Annotated in this window: 22 protein-coding genes; 8 read left to right on the top strand and 14 right to left on the bottom strand. The window is 56.2% G+C overall.

What is annotated here, in order from left to right; genetic code table 11:
• Nucleotides 1–36 precede the first annotated feature (36 nt).
• The gene (locus ACZ5FP_RS20030) at nucleotides 37–948 is read right to left on the bottom strand and encodes a LysR family transcriptional regulator (protein WP_464664032.1); all 912 of its coding nucleotides are present in this window, start codon (nucleotides 946–948) and stop codon (nucleotides 37–39) included.
• A gap of 98 nt (nucleotides 949–1,046) precedes the next feature.
• Between ACZ5FP_RS20030 and ACZ5FP_RS20025 the strand changes: the two genes are divergently transcribed.
• Entirely contained in the window at nucleotides 1,047–1,796 is a 750-nt protein-coding gene (locus ACZ5FP_RS20025; RefSeq protein ID WP_464663909.1) for a sulfite exporter TauE/SafE family protein, read from the top strand.
• 83 nt (nucleotides 1,797–1,879) lie between these two features.
• On the top strand, nucleotides 1,880–2,527 hold the full coding sequence (locus ACZ5FP_RS20020) for a dihydrofolate reductase family protein (RefSeq protein ID WP_464663907.1): 648 nt from the start codon (nucleotides 1,880–1,882) through the stop codon (nucleotides 2,525–2,527).
• A 68-nt stretch (nucleotides 2,528–2,595) separates the two neighbouring features.
• Here ACZ5FP_RS20020 and ACZ5FP_RS20015 read toward each other — a convergent pair whose 3' ends face one another.
• The 9 genes from ACZ5FP_RS20015 to ACZ5FP_RS19975 all read right to left on the bottom strand — a co-directional run bounded on the left by ACZ5FP_RS20015 (nucleotide 2,596) and on the right by ACZ5FP_RS19975 (nucleotide 8,978).
• Nucleotides 2,596–3,315, bottom strand: a complete 720-nt coding sequence (locus ACZ5FP_RS20015; protein WP_223614215.1) for a Bax inhibitor-1/YccA family protein — start codon at nucleotides 3,313–3,315, stop codon at nucleotides 2,596–2,598.
• Nucleotides 3,316–3,342: 27 nt separating this feature from the next.
• On the bottom strand, nucleotides 3,343–4,116 hold the full coding sequence (locus tag ACZ5FP_RS20010) for an anti-sigma factor family protein (protein WP_464663905.1): 774 nt from the start codon (nucleotides 4,114–4,116) through the stop codon (nucleotides 3,343–3,345).
• Nucleotides 4,109–4,645 (bottom strand): sigma-70 family RNA polymerase sigma factor, encoded by a 537-nt coding sequence (locus ACZ5FP_RS20005; RefSeq protein ID WP_464663903.1) that lies wholly within the window; start codon nucleotides 4,643–4,645, stop codon nucleotides 4,109–4,111. Before ACZ5FP_RS20005 ends, ACZ5FP_RS20010 begins: the two co-directional genes overlap by 8 nt.
• Before the next feature lie 139 nt (nucleotides 4,646–4,784).
• A complete protein-coding gene (locus ACZ5FP_RS20000) occupies nucleotides 4,785–5,084 on the bottom strand; it encodes a hypothetical protein (RefSeq protein ID WP_346306784.1) in 300 nt (99 codons plus the stop codon).
• A 147-nt stretch (nucleotides 5,085–5,231) separates the two neighbouring features.
• Nucleotides 5,232–6,599 (bottom strand): sensor histidine kinase, encoded by a 1,368-nt coding sequence (locus tag ACZ5FP_RS19995; protein ID WP_464663901.1) that lies wholly within the window; start codon nucleotides 6,597–6,599, stop codon nucleotides 5,232–5,234.
• On the bottom strand, nucleotides 6,596–7,270 hold the full coding sequence (locus ACZ5FP_RS19990) for a response regulator transcription factor (protein ID WP_464663899.1): 675 nt from the start codon (nucleotides 7,268–7,270) through the stop codon (nucleotides 6,596–6,598). The genes ACZ5FP_RS19995 and ACZ5FP_RS19990 overlap by 4 nt, the downstream gene beginning before the upstream one ends.
• Nucleotides 7,271–7,333: 63 nt before the next feature.
• On the bottom strand, nucleotides 7,334–7,924 hold the full coding sequence (locus ACZ5FP_RS19985; RefSeq protein WP_464663898.1) for a DedA family protein: 591 nt from the start codon (nucleotides 7,922–7,924) through the stop codon (nucleotides 7,334–7,336).
• Complete coding sequence (locus ACZ5FP_RS19980) at nucleotides 7,924–8,517, bottom strand: class I SAM-dependent methyltransferase (protein WP_464663896.1); 594 nt, start codon at nucleotides 8,515–8,517, stop codon at nucleotides 7,924–7,926. The genes ACZ5FP_RS19985 and ACZ5FP_RS19980 overlap by 1 nt, the downstream gene beginning before the upstream one ends.
• Before the next feature lie 125 nt (nucleotides 8,518–8,642).
• A complete protein-coding gene (locus ACZ5FP_RS19975) occupies nucleotides 8,643–8,978 on the bottom strand; it encodes a GIY-YIG nuclease family protein (protein ID WP_464663894.1) in 336 nt (111 codons plus the stop codon).
• Between the two features lie 139 nt (nucleotides 8,979–9,117).
• On the opposite strand from ACZ5FP_RS19975, the gene ACZ5FP_RS19970 reads away from it, so the two are divergent.
• Together ACZ5FP_RS19970 and ACZ5FP_RS19965 are read left to right on the top strand one after the other, a co-directional pair.
• The gene (locus ACZ5FP_RS19970) at nucleotides 9,118–9,750 is read left to right on the top strand and encodes a DUF2239 family protein (RefSeq protein ID WP_464663893.1); all 633 of its coding nucleotides are present in this window, start codon (nucleotides 9,118–9,120) and stop codon (nucleotides 9,748–9,750) included.
• 113 nt (nucleotides 9,751–9,863) lie between these two features.
• Complete coding sequence (locus ACZ5FP_RS19965) at nucleotides 9,864–11,234, top strand: MATE family efflux transporter (RefSeq protein ID WP_464663891.1); 1,371 nt, start codon at nucleotides 9,864–9,866, stop codon at nucleotides 11,232–11,234.
• A 10-nt stretch (nucleotides 11,235–11,244) separates the two neighbouring features.
• Here the strand turns inward: ACZ5FP_RS19965 and pepT are convergent, their stop codons facing one another.
• On the bottom strand, nucleotides 11,245–12,483 hold the full coding sequence (gene pepT / locus ACZ5FP_RS19960) for a peptidase T (RefSeq protein WP_464663889.1): 1,239 nt from the start codon (nucleotides 12,481–12,483) through the stop codon (nucleotides 11,245–11,247).
• Between the two features lie 159 nt (nucleotides 12,484–12,642).
• Between pepT and ACZ5FP_RS19955 the strand changes: the two genes are divergently transcribed.
• Nucleotides 12,643–14,241, top strand: a complete 1,599-nt coding sequence (locus ACZ5FP_RS19955) for an ABC transporter substrate-binding protein (protein ID WP_223614231.1) — start codon at nucleotides 12,643–12,645, stop codon at nucleotides 14,239–14,241.
• A 327-nt stretch (nucleotides 14,242–14,568) separates the two neighbouring features.
• Nucleotides 14,569–16,281: a sensor histidine kinase gene (locus ACZ5FP_RS19950; protein ID WP_464663887.1), complete on the top strand. Its 1,713-nt coding sequence runs from the start codon at nucleotides 14,569–14,571 to the stop codon at nucleotides 16,279–16,281.
• A gap of 21 nt (nucleotides 16,282–16,302) precedes the next feature.
• Here ACZ5FP_RS19950 and ACZ5FP_RS19945 read toward each other — a convergent pair whose 3' ends face one another.
• Together ACZ5FP_RS19945 and ACZ5FP_RS19940 are read right to left on the bottom strand one after the other, a co-directional pair.
• Nucleotides 16,303–16,929 carry a response regulator transcription factor gene (locus ACZ5FP_RS19945; protein WP_464663885.1) on the bottom strand — a complete coding sequence of 209 codons (627 nt, stop codon included), beginning with the start codon at nucleotides 16,927–16,929 and terminating at the stop codon, nucleotides 16,303–16,305.
• 105 nt (nucleotides 16,930–17,034) lie between these two features.
• Nucleotides 17,035–17,220 (bottom strand): hypothetical protein, encoded by a 186-nt coding sequence (locus ACZ5FP_RS19940; RefSeq protein ID WP_464663883.1) that lies wholly within the window; start codon nucleotides 17,218–17,220, stop codon nucleotides 17,035–17,037.
• A gap of 316 nt (nucleotides 17,221–17,536) precedes the next feature.
• Between ACZ5FP_RS19940 and dapA the strand changes: the two genes are divergently transcribed.
• Both dapA and ACZ5FP_RS19930 read left to right on the top strand, forming a co-directional pair.
• Entirely contained in the window at nucleotides 17,537–18,604 is a 1,068-nt protein-coding gene (gene dapA, locus ACZ5FP_RS19935) for a 4-hydroxy-tetrahydrodipicolinate synthase (protein WP_464663881.1), read from the top strand.
• 41 nt (nucleotides 18,605–18,645) lie between these two features.
• On the top strand, nucleotides 18,646–18,948 hold the full coding sequence (locus ACZ5FP_RS19930) for a hypothetical protein (RefSeq protein ID WP_464663879.1): 303 nt from the start codon (nucleotides 18,646–18,648) through the stop codon (nucleotides 18,946–18,948).
• 46 nt (nucleotides 18,949–18,994) lie between these two features.
• On the opposite strand, the gene ACZ5FP_RS19925 is transcribed toward ACZ5FP_RS19930, so the two are convergent.
• Nucleotides 18,995–19,480 carry a PTS sugar transporter subunit IIA gene (locus tag ACZ5FP_RS19925; RefSeq protein WP_464663878.1) on the bottom strand — a complete coding sequence of 162 codons (486 nt, stop codon included), beginning with the start codon at nucleotides 19,478–19,480 and terminating at the stop codon, nucleotides 18,995–18,997.
• Nucleotides 19,481–19,489 lie beyond the last annotated feature (9 nt).

The following is a 19,489-nucleotide window of genomic DNA, read 5'->3' as shown; positions in this document are numbered from 1 at the left end:
TCGATCCGCGCAAATTCAAGGTCCGGCGATTGGCTTTTACACCCGATCGCCACGGCGCGTCGGCTGGGGCGTCGTCAGTTGCTCGACCAGTTCGCGCCCATGAGGATGCAAATCCTCAAACCTGCGTGCGCAGATGGCCAGATGCCGCGTGGCCCACGTATCCGTCAGACGCACCGAATGAATGGGCATCGAGCGGCGATATCTCTTCGCTGCAGTCTCCGGGACTATCCCCAACCCGACATTCTGAGCAACCATACGGCAAATGCCTTCAAAGGTCCGCAGACGAATACGGAACGCAAGAGCATGGCCGGCACGTGCCGCGTGATCACCGAGATAATCCTGCAGCGGACTGCCGGCACTCAATCCGACAAATTCCTGCCCGGCGACATCGGCGAAGGCGATATGGCGACGTTCCGCCCATTGGCTCGAGCGGGCAACAACCAGGACCAGGCGGTCAATGGCGAAGGGCCGCAATTCCAGACTGCCGTGATCCACGGCATCCGTGATCACACCGATATCGGCAGAACCGCCTGCCACCGCCTTGACGATCTCGGTGCTGAGACGTTCCTTCAAATCGATATCGACATTGGGCCGGACGGCGAGAAAGGCCGCAAGCCTTTCCGGCAGGAATTCCGTCATGGCCGCAGTATTCGCCATCAGGCGAATGTGACTTTTCAGACCCTTCGAGAATTCACCCAGCTCCCCGCGCATCTGCTCGATCTGCCGCAGGACAATACGGGCATGATGGGCAACCGCATCGCCAGCCGGTGTGGTTGCGACGCCGCGCCGGCCGCGTTCAAGCAGCGGGAGACCGATGACGTCTTCCATGCCGCGCAGGCGGGCACTGGCCGATGGCAACGTCATGTTGGCCTGCATGGCACCATGGGTGATGCTTCCGGCTTCCACAACCAGAAGAAAGAGACGCAGATCGGTCAGGTCGAAACGCATGCATAGGGGTGTAGCACTCAATCTGCCTTCGGCATAGCCTTAGGCAGAGTTCGGTTCTTCCGCATTGTGAACAGTACCATCCCGCGCAATGCTGGGACATGTTTGACCTGTCCGCAGCTTCCCTTCTCATGATTGTCCTGACGTTCTTCCTTGCCGGTATGGTCAAGGGTGTGACCGGAATGGGGCTGCCGACCGTCGCCATGGGTATTCTCGGCACCATCATGCCTCCGGCAGGCGCAGCGGCGTTGCTGCTCGTTCCCTCTTTCGTCACCAATGTCCTGCAATTGCTTTCCGGGCCAAGCTTTGCGGTCCTCGCGTTACGGCTGTGGGCCATGATGCTCACCATCCTGCTGGGAACCATTGCAGGTGCCTGGCTTATGGCCAATGATACGGCTGGATGGACCACAATGGGTCTCGGCGCTGCCTTGATGCTCTATGCGGGTTTCGGTCTTGCAGCCCGCCAATTGTCGGTTCCGCGCAGCCTGGAGCCCTTTCTGTCGCCGCTCGTTGGCATCGTCACGGGCATCGTAACCGGCGCAACAGGCGTTTTTGTCATACCGGCCGTTCCCTATCTGCAGGCGCTGGGTCTGGCCAAGGACGATTTGATCCAGGCGCTTGGCCTGTCCTTTACCGTGTCCACCGTCGCGCTCGCAATCGGGCTGACATCGGGTGGAGCATTGCAGTTCGACAATATGAGCACGTCAGCTCTCGCATTGGCACCTGCGCTGTTCGGCATGTGGTGTGGTCAGAAGGTGCGCGATGCCATCAGCCCTGCAACTTTCCGCCGCTGGTTCCTGGTCTGTCTCCTGCTGCTTGGACTGGAGCTGGTTGTGAAGCCGTTGTTCTGACATCCCGCGCCCTTCTTTTTTGTTGCGCTCGCTTTCGAGAGCCGCTTAGTTTCCTCCGCCAGTCGAAATGAGAGGAATGGTCAATGTCGAAACTCTACGTTCGCAGCTTCTCTTTGTCCTTGGATGGTTACGGTGCGGGTCCTGACCAAAGCATAGATAATCCGCTTGGCGTGAACGGAATGTCCCTGCACCAATGGGCCTTCACCACACGCACGTTTCAAAAGATGTTCGGTCAGAACGGCGGCTCCACCGGCGTCGATGATGATTATGCGATACTTGGATTCAACAATATCGGCGCGTGGATTCTCGGCCGCAACATGTTCGGACCGGTCAGGGGCCCTTGGCCGGACGATAGCTGGAAAGGATGGTGGGGCGACACGCCTCCCTATCACTGTCCGGTTTTTGTTCTCACCCACTACGCGCGTCCATCCATCGTGATGGAGGGCGGAACGACGTTTCATTTCGTGACGGATGGAATTGAAAGCGCTCTGGAACGTGCCAGAGATGCAGCAGACGGAAAAGACGTGCGGGTCGGTGGTGGTGTCAGCACGATCAAGCAATACCTGCATGCCCGTCTCATCGACGAATTACATCTCGCCATTTCGCCGGTTTTTCTAGGACAGGGCGAAAACCTGTTCGCCGATATTGATCTTCTGAGCCTCGGATATAAATGCCGCGAACACATGTCCACCCCGAATGCAACCCATCTGATCATAACCAGGGACGGCTGAAAGCAAAAACCCGTGCTGAACTCTTCAGCACGGGATGGAATGGCATTGTTGGGTTCGTCTCGACCAGCCTACTCCTGGCGCTGACCAGTCAGGCTGAGCAGCAGCTGGAAGATGTTGACGAAGTTCAGGTAGAGCGAGAAAGCGCCGAAGACAGCGAGCTTCTGTTGCGATTCGGAATCATGGCTCTCGGCATACTGCTCCTTGATCGACTGGGTGTCCCAGGCGGTCAACCCGATGAACACAAGCACACCGGCTACGGATACGACGAACTGCAGCATCGACGAGCCGAGGAAAAGATTGACGAGACTCGCGATGACCACGCCGATCAGGCCCATCATCAGGAAGGAGCTGAACTGCGACAGGTCACGCTTGGTCGTGTATCCGTAGAGGCTGGTTGCGCCAAACATCGTTGCCGCGATAAAGAAGGTACGGGCAATGCTGGTTCCGGTGAAGACAAGGAATACGGATGCCAGGGATAGGCCCATGACAGCGCAAAATGCCCAGAACATGGCCTGTGCCGACGATGCCGACATGGACTGCATCTTGAACGAGAAAAACATGACAAAGGCCAGCGGGGCCAGCATCACGACCCACTTCAACGGCGTCGAAAAGATCGGCACATAGAGAGCCGGTGTTGAGGCAACGACAAAGGCTACAAGACCGGTAACAACCAGACCAAGGCCCATGTAGTTGTAGATGCGCAGCATATGCTGGCGCAGGCCTTCATCAAACACCGCGGATGACTGGCCGCGCGCCGTATCCATCCCATAACGCAGAGGTGTATTCATAAACTCGGTTCCTTTCGGTTCGTTGGATCAGTAAAGGGTTTTGGCAAGGCCCAGCGCAGCCTTTTCCAGATCTGCCGTTGCAGCATCCGAAACGAGCGCATAGGCGACATCGCCAATTTGAAAATAGGCCGCAGACGTGCCGTTCACGCGGAGAGCGCGCGGTTTGACGACATCAAACGTGCCGGGACGCACGGCAAAGAGCGAAACCGGACCAAGGCTGTCGGACCGGACTTCCATTTCGACACTCGGTCCAAAATTGGACGGAAACAGTTGAACGTCATGCACCGTCCATTTCTCAGGCATTGCGGGTATGACGATTCCGGTCGACGCGCGTATCTCCGCAGGGTCGTAGCTGCGGGTTTCCGGCTGCGATACCATTTCGGCACGGAGCGTTGATGTCTTGTGCGCCATGATGGCGTCTGAGACGTAGGCGGGCGGCGGCGTTGCGGCGACAACTTTGGAGACGGTCAAAGGACCGAACCCCGCATGGGCCATCCAGCCCAGGGCCAGCAGCACCCCAACCGCCGCAATGCGTTGCAAACCGCCAAACAGCCGGTCCCGTCCGAGACCCCGTTCAAGCCGGTGCGCAAGTTCTGACGTTTCCGGAGACCCGGCCGTATGCCCCTGCGCCAGCGCAAGCCGAAGTTCGTCGCGCGACTGCAGATCGGACATGACACGAGCGGCCTGTTCCGGATGCTGCGACAGGTAACGGGCAATCTCAATCCGGCGAAGGGTATCGAGCTGGTCGTCGATATAGGCGTCCAGATCCGCTTCGACGACGGGATCGATCGTTTCAGTCATCTCGGCCTCCTACAATTTTCAAATGACCGGCCTTTCCCAATTGCCGGTCGTTTTCGTGGGAACGAAGGGTTGCGCGGGCCCGGCTGATCCGCGACATCAAGGTACCGACCGGGATGTTCAATGTGTTCGCGGCCTCTTCATAGGAAAGGCCTTCCAGCGCAACGAGATGAAGTGCAGACCTCTGCTCTTCAGGAAGAGCAAAAAATGCTTCCCGCACCTGGCCAAGCCGGACGGAATGTTCCTGTGGCGCATCGATGGCCACATCGGCAAGGGAATAGGCAGCCTCCAATGTTCGGGTCTCTGCCGCGTTTGAACGCTTGACGTCGATGAACCGGTTGTGAAGGATCGAAAGCAACCACCCCCGAAGCGTATTGCCATAACGAAACCCGCTTCGCCGCTCATAGGCGCGCAAAAGCGTATCCTGGACGAGGTCCTCTGCATCCGCGTCGTTCCGGGTCAGGGAACGGGCATAACGGCGAAGAGAACCAAGCTGTCCAACAACATCAAAACGTGGCTTCGGCGTTTTCATATGGTGTATACGGAGCCCATGCGGTTTTATTCCCGTTACACGAAATTATTTTATTGTAGCACAAGGGTGACCTGTTCGCGCCGATAAGAGCGAAGCCCAGATACGGTTCGACCAGCGATGCCGCATCACAGGCGAGACTTCATATTCCTTCAGTCCTATGCCTTTTGGTTTCGGTGCAGACGCGTTTGATGACGAGCGCAGCCGCAAAACCCAATCCCACCACGCCAAGCACGAGTATGACAGGCATCTGCGCGCCGACAAACCAATAAAAAACTGCAAACAGACCTAACAACGCCAGAAGCGCGACGAGCGCTGAACGCTCCGTACTCACCTTAAATCGGCAACTGCCTATCATAGCCACAATGCCAATCAGGACCGCTCCCATCCCCACGATGAGTGGCAGTGCCGCCATGAGCACAGGCTCGGTTGTTCCGTCCATGCGTATTCCCGTTTCTTGAATTTCTGCTTACTGACACCACAGTTATAATCACCTTTCATTGCAACGAAATTACGGTTGCATCCCGGCAGGCAATCTATCGTTGAAGAGCGCCGGAAAAGCGCAGAATTCAGCGCAATCTCCTGCCAGTCATTCTGCTGGCTGGCCGGAACCCGTGGTGGAAGGCGCAAATTCGACACGGAAGCAGGCGCCAAACGGTCTCTGCACAATGGTAATATTCCCGCCATGCAGTTCCATGATCTCCTGGACGAGTTTGAGACCGAGACCGGAGCCTTTGGTGCCCTGATGCCGTTTGAAAAACGGCTCGAACACACGCTCGCGAAGTTCAGCGGGAACGCCCTGCCCTTCATCCGCGACCTCGATCCAGTTTTGCCCGACAACCACCGCGATGGTGCCCGCACGGCCGCCGTGATCGATGGCATTCTGCACGAGATTGGTCATCACTCTTTCCAAGGCAACGGGATCGCCCTGCACGACCGCATTGGCGGCGGCGGCTTCAAAACCAACTTCATACCCCGCGGTGAATGCCAAAGGCCCCATATCGAGAACGACACGCTGCGCGAGCTGGATGAGATCAACATCGGTGAAATGACGCACGTCCTGCTTCAGCCGCTGCAGGTCAAGCATTTGTTCCGCCAGAACCGCCAGTCTTGCGGTATCCTCTGTCAAAAGAGATTTGGTCATGCCTTGCGGCAACGATGCGACCCTCGTCTTGAGGATCGCAATGGGCGTGCGCAGTTCGTGGGCGGCGTCGGCGAGAAAACGCTCCTGGCGGTCATAGCCTTCGTCCAGACGACCCAGCGCTCCATTGACCGCACGCACAAAAGGCGTGACTTCGGAGGGCATACCGGTCGACGTCAATCGTACCCCGCGTTTTTCGATGTCTATCGAATCCGCTTGTGCGGCAGCCTGTTCCAATCCCCGCAGCGATCGCCGCACGACGATGGGCGTTGCCACGAAAGCACCGAGCGCAATGATCCCGAGTATCGGAACGACAAGTTTCAGCAGGATCAGTGAGATTCCCAGGAACACCATGAAGAACGGCGCAAGCGCGGATGATCCCGTCAGTATCTGTACACGGCCAGCGTCGGTCTCGACCCAGCGCATCCGGGCCGTCGGCCTCTCCCGGTCACCGATATTCCAACCGAAGCGGGCCTGGCCAATCCGGTCCAGAGCATTTCCTACGCCGGCATATTCCTCCGGGATATCGCCTTCCGTCAGTTGATGCCCCTGCCCATCCCGAATGATGTACCAGAGGTCCGGCACATCTTTTCGCAACGCCCTTATTGCATCCGCATCCTTCAGTATCAGACCACCGTGCGGGTCTCTTCCAATACCCGCTTCGAGAATTTCAACGGTATTTTCGGTCGAACGGAAGTCGAACAATTGCCCGGAACCGAAAAGCACTGCGATGACAAGAATGAGCACAACGGACTGAACCGCCAGCAACCGCCAGAACAATCGCCGCCTGAGGGATTGCGGGCGCTGCTCCGTCATGACTCTTCCCGCAGGAGATAACCCACGCCGCGAATGACATTGATCACAACCCCGGCCTTCGCATCGGCCAGTTTGCGGCGAAGTCTTGAGACGTGGGAATCGAGTGCGTTCGACTGAATCTCATCGTCAAAGCCGAAGACAGCTTCCATCAGCGCGGGCCGCGGAACCATGCGGCCGACGCGGCGCACCAGGCTTTCAAGTACCAGCATTTCGCGCCGCGGCATCTCGAGCCGGCAATTGCCGACGAGAACATCGCGATAGGCCATGTCGAAGCTCAATCGCCCGACGGTGATGATTTGCGAGTGCGCCAGCCCCGGACGGCGCAGGATCGCCCGCAACCGGGCCAGAAGCTCGTCGAAGTCGAATGGTTTGGCCATGTAATCATCGGCACCGGTCTCGAGGCCGCTGATACGCTCTGGCACCCGCCCCTTCGCCGTCAACACAATAATCGGCAGGGTAAGGCCATTGCTGCGCAATTTTGGAATGAGGCTCAACCCGTCACCATCCGGCAGTTGGCGATCGAGCAGCAGCGCATCGTAGACTCCGTCATTGAGAATGAGCTCGGCATCAAAGAGACTGCCGACATGGTCCATCACCAGATTGTGGCGCGCAAACGCCGCTCTCAGCGCCGCGACCAGTTGCGGTTCGTCCTCAACCAGCAATATGCGCATCTGCCACTCTGCCCCCGATTCACCCGACTTTATCGCCACGTCCTTGCATGCGGAAGGTGCCACTCATCCACGCACACGGCGAAAGATCAATCCAACGGCCAGTTCACCCAGAAGAATAGCGCCAACAACAGCTATTCCCATCTGCAGCGGATCACGTTCCGATTGACGCAACAGGAAGCCGAGACCGACCAAGGGCGTATTCCAGACAAAGATGCCGAGAATGGTTGCCGGCAGAAAGCCTTGCAGTTTCAATCGCAAGACACCAGCTGGCATTGCCAGGAATATCCGGATGGTCGGAATGGTCTGGGCGACGAGCGTAACCCAGAACTGATTTGTCTCGTAGGCGTTGGCCATGGCGCGGTACCGGGTGACCGGCAGGAAAATATAGCGGCCGAAACGGGCGACAAGCGCATCCGTTCGTTTCTTTCCCGCCAACCGGCCAATGCCATACCAGAACAGGGCACCCAGCGTGGACCCGCAAACGGTGGCGAGCACGAGCACAATCAGGTCCGGGACGCCCGACACATATGTCGCACCGAGAAACACCAGCATGAGATAAGACGGAAGAACCGGGATCAGCTTCTCCGCGAAGGCAAGAGCGACAATGCCAAGCAATCCCATGTCCAGCAGCGATGCATAAAGTGGAGAATCCATCAGCGCGCATTCCCGAGCAAGGGAACCTGATGGCGGGTAATGCGGTAGACCGAAGCCGGCGGGAAATTGCGGAACGTCCAGCCAGTCTTCTCTGCCTTGAGGTCGAGCTTGTGCAGGAGCAAGGAGGACACCGGGCATTTGGGGCCGTAGGTAAACTGGTAAAATCCTCCATCCCGGCGCAACCGGGAAAAACATCCCGCGAGGATCGCCAGCACGATGGCGGGTTTCATCGACAGAAGCGGCAATCCGCTGATGACATTGCCGAAAACCGCGTCTTCAAAGAGGCCGCGCTTCCCGATATGCCGCGCATCCATCTGGTAGAGTTTGGTATCGGGAAATCTTACCTTGAGGAGAGGCACGAACTCCGGCCCATACTCAATCAGCGTGATGTCGCGCTCTGCAATGCCGCGTTTCAGCAGGGCTGACGTGAACACGCCCGTCCCGGGGCCAAGCTCCAGAACAGGGCCGTGAGACGGCGATATGTGCTCGGTCATCAGAGCCGACAGACTGTTGCTGGATGGTGTTACCGATGCGACGCGTAGGGGTGCGCGCAGCCAGGCACTGAAGAACCGAAGAATATCTGTTTGAGCCATTCAAAATCTCACATGAGGAACGTTGCGGGTTCCACCATGTGCGAGCGCAAACATTGTGACAGTCTGGCATGCCCGGCAAGAATTTACACGTTTGGTTTGGCGATTCCGGCAGGCCCTGCCGCTGGTTAAATGGCAGCACCGCCAAGCGAAGAACGCCAATATGCAACGCGCTCCTTGAGACGGGCCTGACGGACATAGGCCAGTTTCTCGTCCTCCATTCGCTCGAGTTCCTCGAACACGAAATCGTCCGATGTCCCATGGTTCCAGACCTGCTGCAGGTCCCGGCACGGATGATTGCCAAGACGAAGCGTAAACCACAGACGGTTCTGGATCGTATCAAGGTTGGTGCTTTGGCCAATCCAGATCTTGCCCGACGTGAGGCAGCGGACGACATAAATTCCAACGATTGCTTTTCTTTCCTTATAGGCCGCGATCGCCGCCTTTTTGTCCTCGGTCTTCATCCGTCATTCCGTTCACAAGAGTTTTCAAATCAAAGCCCCCATAGCAGTCAATCCGAATTTCGTCAATTTATTACCCGGATGATATTGACTTTTCATTTTATAACCCGGATATAAATCAAATATCAATCGAGTACCCGTCATGACCGACCATCTTTCCCGACCCTGCACCGCTTTCGACGGCACACACCTTCTCTTGTCCGGCCCCCTGGTCGAAGTGGCCTTGGCCGTAAAGAATACTTCCGAAGAAAGCGGCACTTCCGGACCTCTCCTCGTCTTTGACGACATGACTGGCCGCGTCGTGGATCTCGATCTGCGCGGTACAAAGACCGACATCATCGCACGGTTGTTGCAGTCGTCGAAGGATGATGACGGTTGGCAAAATGCAAGCCAAGCGTCGCGGGAACCCGAGGGCGGCCTGCCCGCACCTGCACCGCGTGGGCGAGGACGACCAAAACTCGGCGTCATTGCCCGGGAAGTCACACTTCTGCCGCGGCATTGGGAGTGGCTTGCCGAGCAAAGCGGGGGTGCATCCGTTGCGCTCAGGCGATTGATCGACGAAGCCAGAAAGGCGGGCGGCAGTGAAACCAAAACCCGTGCCGCCCAGGAAGCAGCCTACCACTTCGCATTGGCGATGGCGGGCAATATGCCCGGCTTTGAAGACGCAATCCGGGCGTTGTTTGCCGGCAACCAGACCGCTTTTGTCGAACGGGTCAGCGAATGGCCAACCGACGTGCGCCAGTATGCGATAAAGCTGGCATACGGGAGACAGTAAGCACCTCTTTCCGGGCGGGAAGACGCACTTCGACGAAATATACGACTATCCAACCTATCAGAACTGGAGCGAAATGCCGTTCCGGAAGGGCAGGCTATTGCCTGACACTTGACATGACCCAACAGAGTATCACCCCAAGAGCTGCACGGCCCCTATGGCGCACATTCCTTGCCATCCTCCTGCCGATGATGCTGACCAATGTATTGCAGGCGGCATCAGGCACGATTGACGGAATCTTTCTGGGCCAATTTCTCGGCGTCAAAGCGATTGCAGCTGCATCGGCATTCCTTCCGATCATCCTGTTGTTGTTCTCAATCGTTATCGGCCTGAGCAGTGGTGCGACAGTTCTCATCGGCCCAGCCTGGGGTAGCGGCGACCGCGGGAAGGTCCGGACTGTGGCCGGCACGGCTTTGGGAATGATGATCCTTGCGGGTTTCATCGTCAGCATAGCCGGAAGCTTGTTTGCGCAAAAAATCATAGCGATGCTTGGGACACCCGCAGACATCCAAGCCGATGCCACGATTTATGCGCGCACAATGCTTGCAGGGATGCCGACCATCTTTACGCTTTGGCTGACAACATCGATGAGCCGTGGCGTATCCGATGCAGTGACACCGTTATTAGCTCTCTCAATCGCTACAGTCGCTTCTCTTGTCTGCACGCCTGCATTCATTCGTGGCTGGTTTGGCATACCGTCCCTTGGTGTAGCCAGCGCACCCATCTCAGCGTTTGTCGGCGCCATCATTGCGATGCTGTGGCTTGCCAGGCATTGGCGACGCAAGAATCACCCTCTTGCGCCGGATTTCCGAAAACTTTTCCAGATGCGGATCAATCTCCATCTTGCCAAAGCCATCTTGCGCATAGGCCTGCCAATGGCTGTGCAGATGCTGACGATGGCGGTGGCTGAAATGGTCCTGCTTGGATTGGTAAACCGGCATGGCGCCAATGCAACAGCAGCCTACGGGGCAATCAATCAGGTGATGCACTGGGTACAGCTTCCAGTCATGTCGCTTGGCATCACAACATCGATTTTGACCGCCCACGCCATCGGTGCAGGCCGGGCAGACAGGATCGGCAAAATCCTGCACACCGGCCTATGGCTGAATGTCGTCACAACGGGTGGCTTCGTCATCTTCGCTTATGCGTTTGCCAACCCGATTATCGGCTTGTTCATAACCGATAGTGACGTCGTTGCTGCAGCAATACAGCTTCTGCACATTGTGCTCTGGAGTCTTCTGGCGGCGGGAGCGACCAGTGTCCTGACCGGCGTGATGCGTGGCAGCGGTACTGTGCTCAATCCGACCGGCCTGTCAATTCTCGCCATCCTGGCAGTGGAAATACCGCTGGCCTACTTCATGAATGCCAAGATTGGGCTGACTGGAATATGGATTGCCTATGCCACGACCTTCGTCACAACACTGCTCTTTCAGATGCTGTACTTCCGTTTTTCATGGCGACGTCACCACATCACACGCCTGGTCTGAATGACCAGGGTTAATCCTGCGGCGCACGCGCTGCGCGTTGCAGGATTTCGACCACCATCTCGGAGGCCTTTTCGAGCGAACGCACCGGCAGAAATTCGTAGATCGAATGAAAATTATGGGCGCCGCAAAACAGATTGGGGCAAGGCAGGCCCTTTTCCGACAGCACCGCGCCATCATAGCCGCCGCGCATGGGGATCGACTTAGGCGATACGCCAATCGCCCGCATCGCCTCCAGCGCCAGCTGTACCGGATAATGATTGGGGCCCTGCAAACTATCGGCGACGTTGCGATACATTGGCTGATATGCCGCTGTCACAGTCCGGGCACCGTGGAGTTGATTAAAACTCTCGACGACGGTCTCGACAAAGTGGCGCCGGTGATCGAATCCCGCCTGGGTAAAATCGCGGATGTCGAGAACGATCCGTGTCTCGGCAACCGTGCCATGGATGGATTTGACCCAGTAGTAGCCTTCGCGGTTTTCCGTATATTCCGGTCTTTCACCTGCCGGCAGCATGGCGATGAATTGCTGGGCAAAGAGCACGGCATTGCGCAGCTTGCCCTTGGCCGACATCGGGTGCGCGGTCTGCCCGTGAAAAGTGATGTGGAACTCACCCGCATTCCAGTTCTCGTGCACGATCTCGCCAATCTCGCAGCAATCCAGCGTGTAGGCGAAATCGGCATCGAGGGTTTTGACATCCAGCGCTTTGGCTCCCAGAAGGCCAATTTCCTCATCCGGGACAAACACGACCTTCACCTCGCCGTGTTCAATCCCGGGGTTCGACTGAAGCGTCTGCATCGCATGCATGATCTCGGCTATGGCAGACTTGTTATCCGCACCGAGCAGGCTCGTTCCATCAGTAACGATGATCCGGTCACCGGCATAACGCGTCAGCTCGGGAAAATCGCTCGGACGCATAACGATCTGAAGCTGTTCGTTCAAGACGATATCGCCGCCTTCATACTGCACGATCTGGGCTTTGGTATCCGTATTGTACTCGCTGCTGGTGTCGAGATGGGCGACCCATGCCACGGTAGGAATCGTGCGATTCTTGTCGGTTGCATTGCTCGGCAGTGTTCCCACCACGATCGAATGCTCCCGTTCCTCGACATCCAGCCCCAGGTCACGCAACTCTCCGGCCAGCAAGCGCGCCAGTACTGATTGACCGGCACTCGAAGGCAAATGACCCGCGCCGGGGACCGTCGTGGTATTGATGCGTGTGTAGTTGAGAAATCGTTCAACAATGTCCATTGCGTTCTCTGCCTCTGATCAAAGATGCTGGTTTCAATGATTCCACTTTTCAGGACAAGCGTTTAGGTGACATATTTGTATTGCATTGCCCCGAGCCCTCGCCGATAAATTCCGATCCCATCCATGTGATACGTTGATTCCCAGAAAAGACAGGACGACATGAAACTTCCCGAGAAAATTCTTTCAGCGACTATCCTTGCCCTCGGATTGAGCGGAACAACCATGGCTGTCGCCTCAGCAAAGACATTGATTTATTGCTCGGAAGCCGCGCCAGACGGCTTTGACGCTGCGAGCACCACATCGGGTGCGACATATGACGCCTCCGCACGCAATGTTTCCAATGGCCTCATCAAGATCAAACGCGGTTCGACCGAACTGGAGCCGGGCCTCGCCGAAAGCTGGGATATTTCCGCCGACGGGAAAGAATATACGTTTCACCTGCGCAAGGGCGTGAAATTCCAGACAACGAGCTATTTTACCCCGACGCGCGATTTCAATGCGGATGACGTCATCTTTACGTTCGACCGTCAGGGGAACAAGGCCAATCCCTACAATGGTAAGGGAGTCTGGCCGCAATACAATTCCTATTCGTTCCCGAGCCTTATCGGCAAGATCGAAAAAATCGACGAGCATACCGTCAAATTCGTCCTTACCCGTCCGGAAGCGACGATGCTCGCTTCCCTTTCCCTCACATTCGCAGTCATTCAATCCAAGGAATATGCGGACAAGCTTCTGGCTGAGGGCAAGCAGGACGAATTTGGCCTGTTACCTATCGGAACCGGTCCCTACCAGTTTGTCGATTATCAGCCGGATACGGCCGTTCGCTATACGGCCAATCCCGATTACTGGGGCGGGAAGCAGAAGATCGATAATCTGATCATCGCCGTAACCCCGGATGCGTCTGTTCGCTACCAGAAGCTCAAGGCTGGCGAATGCCATGTCATGGCTTACCCGAACCCGGCCGATCTGGCTGAGATGAAAACCGACCCGGCGATCAACCTCCTGCAAAAGGAAGGCTTGAACATTGCGTTCATGGCCTACAACACGCTGGTCGCACCTTTCAACGATGTGCGCGTGCGCAAGGCCATCAACATGGCCGTCAACAAGCAGGCGATCATCGACGCGGTCTACGGCTCGACCGGCATGGTTGCCGTCAATGCCATTCCGCCGGGTGTCTGGTCATACAATGCAGCGGTCAAGGACGATGCCTATGATCCCGCGCAGTCGCAGAAACTGCTCGCAGAGGCTGGCGTCAAAGATCTTTCGATGAAGATCTGGGCCATGCCGGTTCAGCGTCCCTACATGCCCAACGCGCGCCGGACCGCCGAAATGATGCAGTCTGACCTGGCAAAAGTTGGCATCAAGGCTGAAATCGTTTCCTATGACTGGACCGAGTACCTGAAGCGGTCACTGGAAAAAGACCGGGACGGCGCGGTCATTCTCGGATGGACGGGCGGCATTGCCGATCCGGACAATTTTCTTGCGGCCCTTCTGGGTTGCCAGGCTATTGGCAGCGGCAATCGCGCCAACTGGTGCAACGAGGACTTTGAAAAACTGATCCAGGCAGCCAAACTGACCACGGACCAGGCTGAGAGAACAAAGCTGTATGAACAGGCTCAGGTCGTGTTCAAGGAGCAGGCACCCTGGCTGACGATTGCCCATCAGATCGTCCAGCAACCGATTAGTGCCAAGGTGAAGGATTTCCGCGTTGATCCATTCGGCGGCAATCTGTTTGAAGATGTCGACATCGACGAATAAGATCGTTGAGCGACGGGGCCGGGACAACGCCCGGCCCCTGCGCAATTCTTTGCAGTATCCGAGCGTCGTTCATGCCGGTGCTGATGTGGCCAATACTGCGGCTCTGCAACATCATTGAAATACGTCTATAGATAAGTTACGCTATTACGATGCCGGGCTTTCACGATGGGGAAGCCCCTAATATCGGCAGGCAGTATTATTTAGACTAGTGACGGTTTTATGCTCTGAAAAACGCATAAACCGTATTTTCGTTCTGGACTTCTGAGATAACCAGAAATCCGCACGCAATATATTTCATACATAAACAAATTTATAAGTTGCAGAGACATGCAGAAAGACCTGAAGCCTTCCCTGATAATTGCGGTATCCATCTGGTGCATTGCCCTGCTGGTGTATGTTTCCGTGTCGGCCGTCACGATTTTTCGGGACAAGTCGGACATGTTCGCGGCAAAGGCCAATGAGATCACAACCAGTGTTGATCGCCGCATTGCCCAGAATTTTGCTTTCGTCAAATCCCTGGAGGTTTTTTCAACCGTATCCGGTGTTGAGTCCATGAAGGTATTCAGCTCGCTGGTTCAGCATATAATGGACGCTTGCCCTCGCATACACCTGATCCATTTGTACGAGCTCCCCAAAGGCGATCACCCCTCTCACGCTACCCTCGTGGCCAGTTTTCCGTCGACCACTGACGTTGCGGCAATACCTGCTGTGCTCCCTACAGTCATTAGCCAGCCCCGTGGTATGATCCGCGGATTCGCTGATCCACGCTTTCCCGGGCGCTATTTCACGACAGCACATGTTGACAATGGCAATGCCCATTATGCCATTGTCATGCTTCTGGATGTAGCACAAATGATCAAGCCACTCCTGGTGTCCGGCTCACCGGAGGTCGAGTGGATCATTGGCGGCGTCCCTGCCATCTTGTTGAATGACGAACAGGATTCGCTTTTCACCCCCTGGCTTCGGCTCGAAAAAACAATCGTTTCCAGTCTGCCCAAAACCGCATCGGAGGACCTCACCAACTTCCCCGAAGGGACGGTGTTTCGCATAAGCGAAACTGTTGATCTGAGTGAATTGTTTAATCCGTTGGGACTTACGGCATATTGCAGTCTTTCCGCCGCAGCGGTCGCGGCAGCCTATCATACCCTGCACCAACGTCGGCTCTCCCAGCGCCTGCGGCAATCGGAGGAAGAAGCACTGGGGCGTGCCGCGAGGCTGGAAAAAGAGAACCGGCTGGAGCATGCGGCACGGGTCAATGCCATCGGGGAGCTTGCAGCCGGCATTATCCATGAACTGGCGCAGCCCCTCACATCACTGCTCAGCCAAAGCCAGGCGAGCCTCAAGATACTCGAGGAAAAAGCCCCCCGCACCGGCTTCCTGAAACAGGCAATGGATGCCAACGTCCGGGATGCAAGAAGAGCCGGCCGAATACTCGGAAAGATCCGTGATTACATTGCAAATACAGCGGCAGCCCCTGAAATCACGACGCTTAACAGCGCGATCCTGGAGATTGTCGAGATTCTCAATTTGGAGATCAAACAACGGAACGTTTCGTTGGTGCTTTGTCTTGCAGAGCCTTCGCCCGTTGCAAACATCAATCGGGTAGAGCTTGAACAAGTCGTCCACAATCTGGTCCGCAACTCGATTGAAGCACTCGGCACATCGGAGCAGCCGCAAAAGCGTATAACCATCCACACCATCGCAGATCACACCGTGAATATCATCCAAGTGTCAGACAACGGGCCCGGTTTGAGCCCGGATACGCTTGCACAGCTCTTTCAGCCCTTCTTCACAACCAAGAGCAGCGGAATGGGATTGGGTCTCTCGTTGTCCCAAAGAATAGTGCAACGCGTCGGCGGGCTGCTCACCGCTTCGAACAAAAATGGCGCGGTCTTCACGATTACCCTGCCAAAAGCGGAGACTCGTTCAGCAACAGCACCTTGCATACCGCTAGTGGCTTTCGACGCAACCAGCGGAATGCAACGGGAACACGACATCAAGCATGTCGCCGCCCACACCAACAAGCGATATGCCGGATAAAGAACAAAGCGCGTCGATGCCCTACTGAACCCTCATTTTCATCTGCACAAATTCAGCCACCGATGTCGTGCCCAGTTTCTCGGAAATATTGGCCCGGTGAGCATCGACCGTCCGCAACGAGATGTTCAATGACGTTGCAATTTCCTTCGAACCCCATCCCCGGCAGACGAGATTGATGATTTCATTTTCGCGCGGGGTCAATGATGCGAACAACGCTTCAGCCTCTCGCTTTTCCAAAACAGTCTCTAGAAGCACTTCAGCTTTCCTGAGCGCTTCAAAAAGCTGCTCCGGATCGACAGGCTTGGCCAGGAAATCAACGACACGCGATTGAAACGCCGTGCGGCAACTCCTCAGATCTCCATACCCGGTAATAATGATGATAGGCCAGTCAATACCTTTGCCGATCAGTTCCTTCTGCAATTCCAGCCCGTTCAACTCCGGCATCTGCAAATCCAGAAGCAGGTATCCGGGCGGCAACAGGCTGACCTCACGAAGAAAGGTCAACGGGCCATCAAAAGCAATGACATTGATCCTGTAGGCCTCGAAGAGCAGACAGAGCCCCTCCCGGACGGCAGCATCATCGTCAACGAGATAGACTGGATAGCGCATCAAAAGGTGACCTTGTCTGGCGGCAGCAGCAATGGGCAAACCGAAACCCTGCCGTCGAGCAGGCGGAGAATACCCCGCCACACGATCACAGACTCACATGACAATGTATCCGTACTTGTACCTATTCATGTATCTGCCAGGCGATCAGATCGAAACAGCCATGGCAACGATGAGGACGGCCAGGGCGAGCGTGAAAACGAGAACCGCCACATCCGCATCGCTGAGTCTGACCTTTGCCGTCCGAAGCGGTGATATTCCCGACCTGGGCTTGGCCTGACACGCAAGAAGCATGATGGCAATGATAGCCAGAACGTAGGTAAGATCGCGCATTCTATTCAACTATATCTGGTTCATGTCCCTGTTTAAAATAATGAATTCAACATATGAAATCCATTGCAGCAGCACACCCACAATATAAAAATCTCATATAAGTTTTGATGCCCTGGAAATCTCTATGCTCGACTGGGTACAGCCTCGCCCCCCCTGATCCTTATACTTTTTTGATATGATTGCCGCGAACACGCAATGGAATTCCTATCGGAAGCGTTGATACGTATTTGCCGTACTCAACACGAGAATTGCGCGAGATGACAGCGACACGGAACAAGATGCCGGCAAAGCCTGCCTCCAGGGGTACGCGCTTTCAATGCCGTCGCGTCCGTTTGCCGCCCGGCAGAGCCAGTTCCTGTCCATGCGCGGATGGAATGCAGAAGAGGACATCATGAACAGCGACAGTCAAGTTGAGCGATCACGGCTAACCGGCGCGATGACAGCGCTCGTCACCCCGTTCAAAGACGGGAATGTCGACTATGACGCGATCGGCGAACTGGCGGAGTGGCACATCCAGTCCGGCATAAGCGCTCTGGTTGCGTGCGGAACCACGGGAGAAGCGTCCACGCTTACCTGGGATGAACGGCTGAGGATCATCAGAACGTGCCTGAAGGTATCGAACGGCCGTGTACCCATCATTGCCGGGACCGGCACGAGCAGTACCGAACTGACTATTGCCCATACATCCGCTGCCCTTTCCTGCGGCGCGGATGCGGCCTTGATCGTCACGCCTTTTTACAATAGGCCCAATCAGGATGGCATTGTTCGTCATTTCGAAGCGATTGCCGCACGCGTTCCGATACCGGTCATTGTCTATAACGTACCGTCCCGGACCGGCGTCGATATCTCCTTGCAGGCCCTCGACCGGTTGTCGCAGATGCCTTCAATCCTTGGCATCAAGGATGCAACCGGCGACGTGAGACGGGTCGAAGAGATGCGCAACGCATTCGGAGATCGCTTCATTCTCCTGTCGGGGCACGATGCTTCAGCCCACGCCTTCAACCTTTTGGGCGGCGACGGAATGATTTCGGTCATGGCCAATGTCCTGCCCCACGTTTTTGTCGCCCTGCAAAATGCCTGCATCAAAGGTGATTGGCCAACGGCGAAGTATATTCACCAGAGGCTGAAACCTGTCCTCGAGGCTTTCGAGCTGGATACGAACCCCTGCCCCATCAAGGCCGCACTGAAACACCGGCGCGGCATGCGCGACGAGGTCCGCCTGCCCCTCATCACCGTTGCCGATGATGTCGCCGCACAGATTGCATCCGCCCTGGATCACCTTGGAGGTGTTACCGCTCCTGATCACGGCGCCTCGGATGATGCAGCGTTCAATCTCCGGGAAAAATCCCCGGTTCATCCTGCTCCACTCGCATGGCGCGTTTAGAGTCTTTTCCCAATGAAATCACACCAGCCCGGAAGCAAGACATGATGGAAAGCAGCATGCAATATCCCGGCAACTCCAATACCCGCTGCCGTTTCATCGTCGGCCGCAATCTGGATGGCTACTGGGTCGTTTGCGACAGGCAACGCCTTGTCGGCGGCCTCTTCGCCGACAGGGAGTCCGCCATCCATTTCGCCGTGAGTGAAAGTGAACATGAAGCTGGGGCCGTCTGGTGCGCACAGGACGGCGATTGTCTCATCGCCGATCCCTGGACCGATCTTTCAGTCCATGTCACGCCCTTTGACGGCTCGTCACATCGACAGGGCCGCTATCGCAGATCAGCCTAGATCGATTTTTCTGGATAGGATGGACAGGCGGTCTCTTGGCTGCCTGTCACGCTATATCTGTCAGACACGCGCAAAGCGTCGTTGCGTCCCCGGCGGCCCGCATTTGTTCGAGCACCCCGGGAACTCTCAGTTTTCGCGTAAAATGCGCCAGCACATTCAAGTGCCTGTTTGCTTCAACGTCCGGCGTGATCAGCATAAGAATGACATCCACCGGCAGATCATCAATGGCATCGAACTCGACGGCCCTCTTCAGCCTTGCCAGGCAGGCTCTTGGCTTATCGACCCCTTCCATCCGCGTATGCGGAATCGCAACGCCGTGTCCGATGCCGGTGGAACCGAGGCGTTCGCGCTTTTGCAGCGCAGCCAAGAGAGCCGCCGCCGGAACTCCCGCATCCCTGCTCACAATATCCGCCATGGCATGCAGTGCCTGCGTCTTGGATGACACCTCCAGATCGTACATCACATCATCAAGATTGAGATAATCAGCCAATTTCATTCTCATTTCCAATTGCAAATCCCGGCGTACAAGCACGCGGCAATC

This window comes from Phyllobacterium sp. T2-21 (assembly GCF_055378485.1).
Note: the sequence above shows the minus strand (reverse complement) of the source record. Positions and strands in the feature narration are given on the sequence as shown.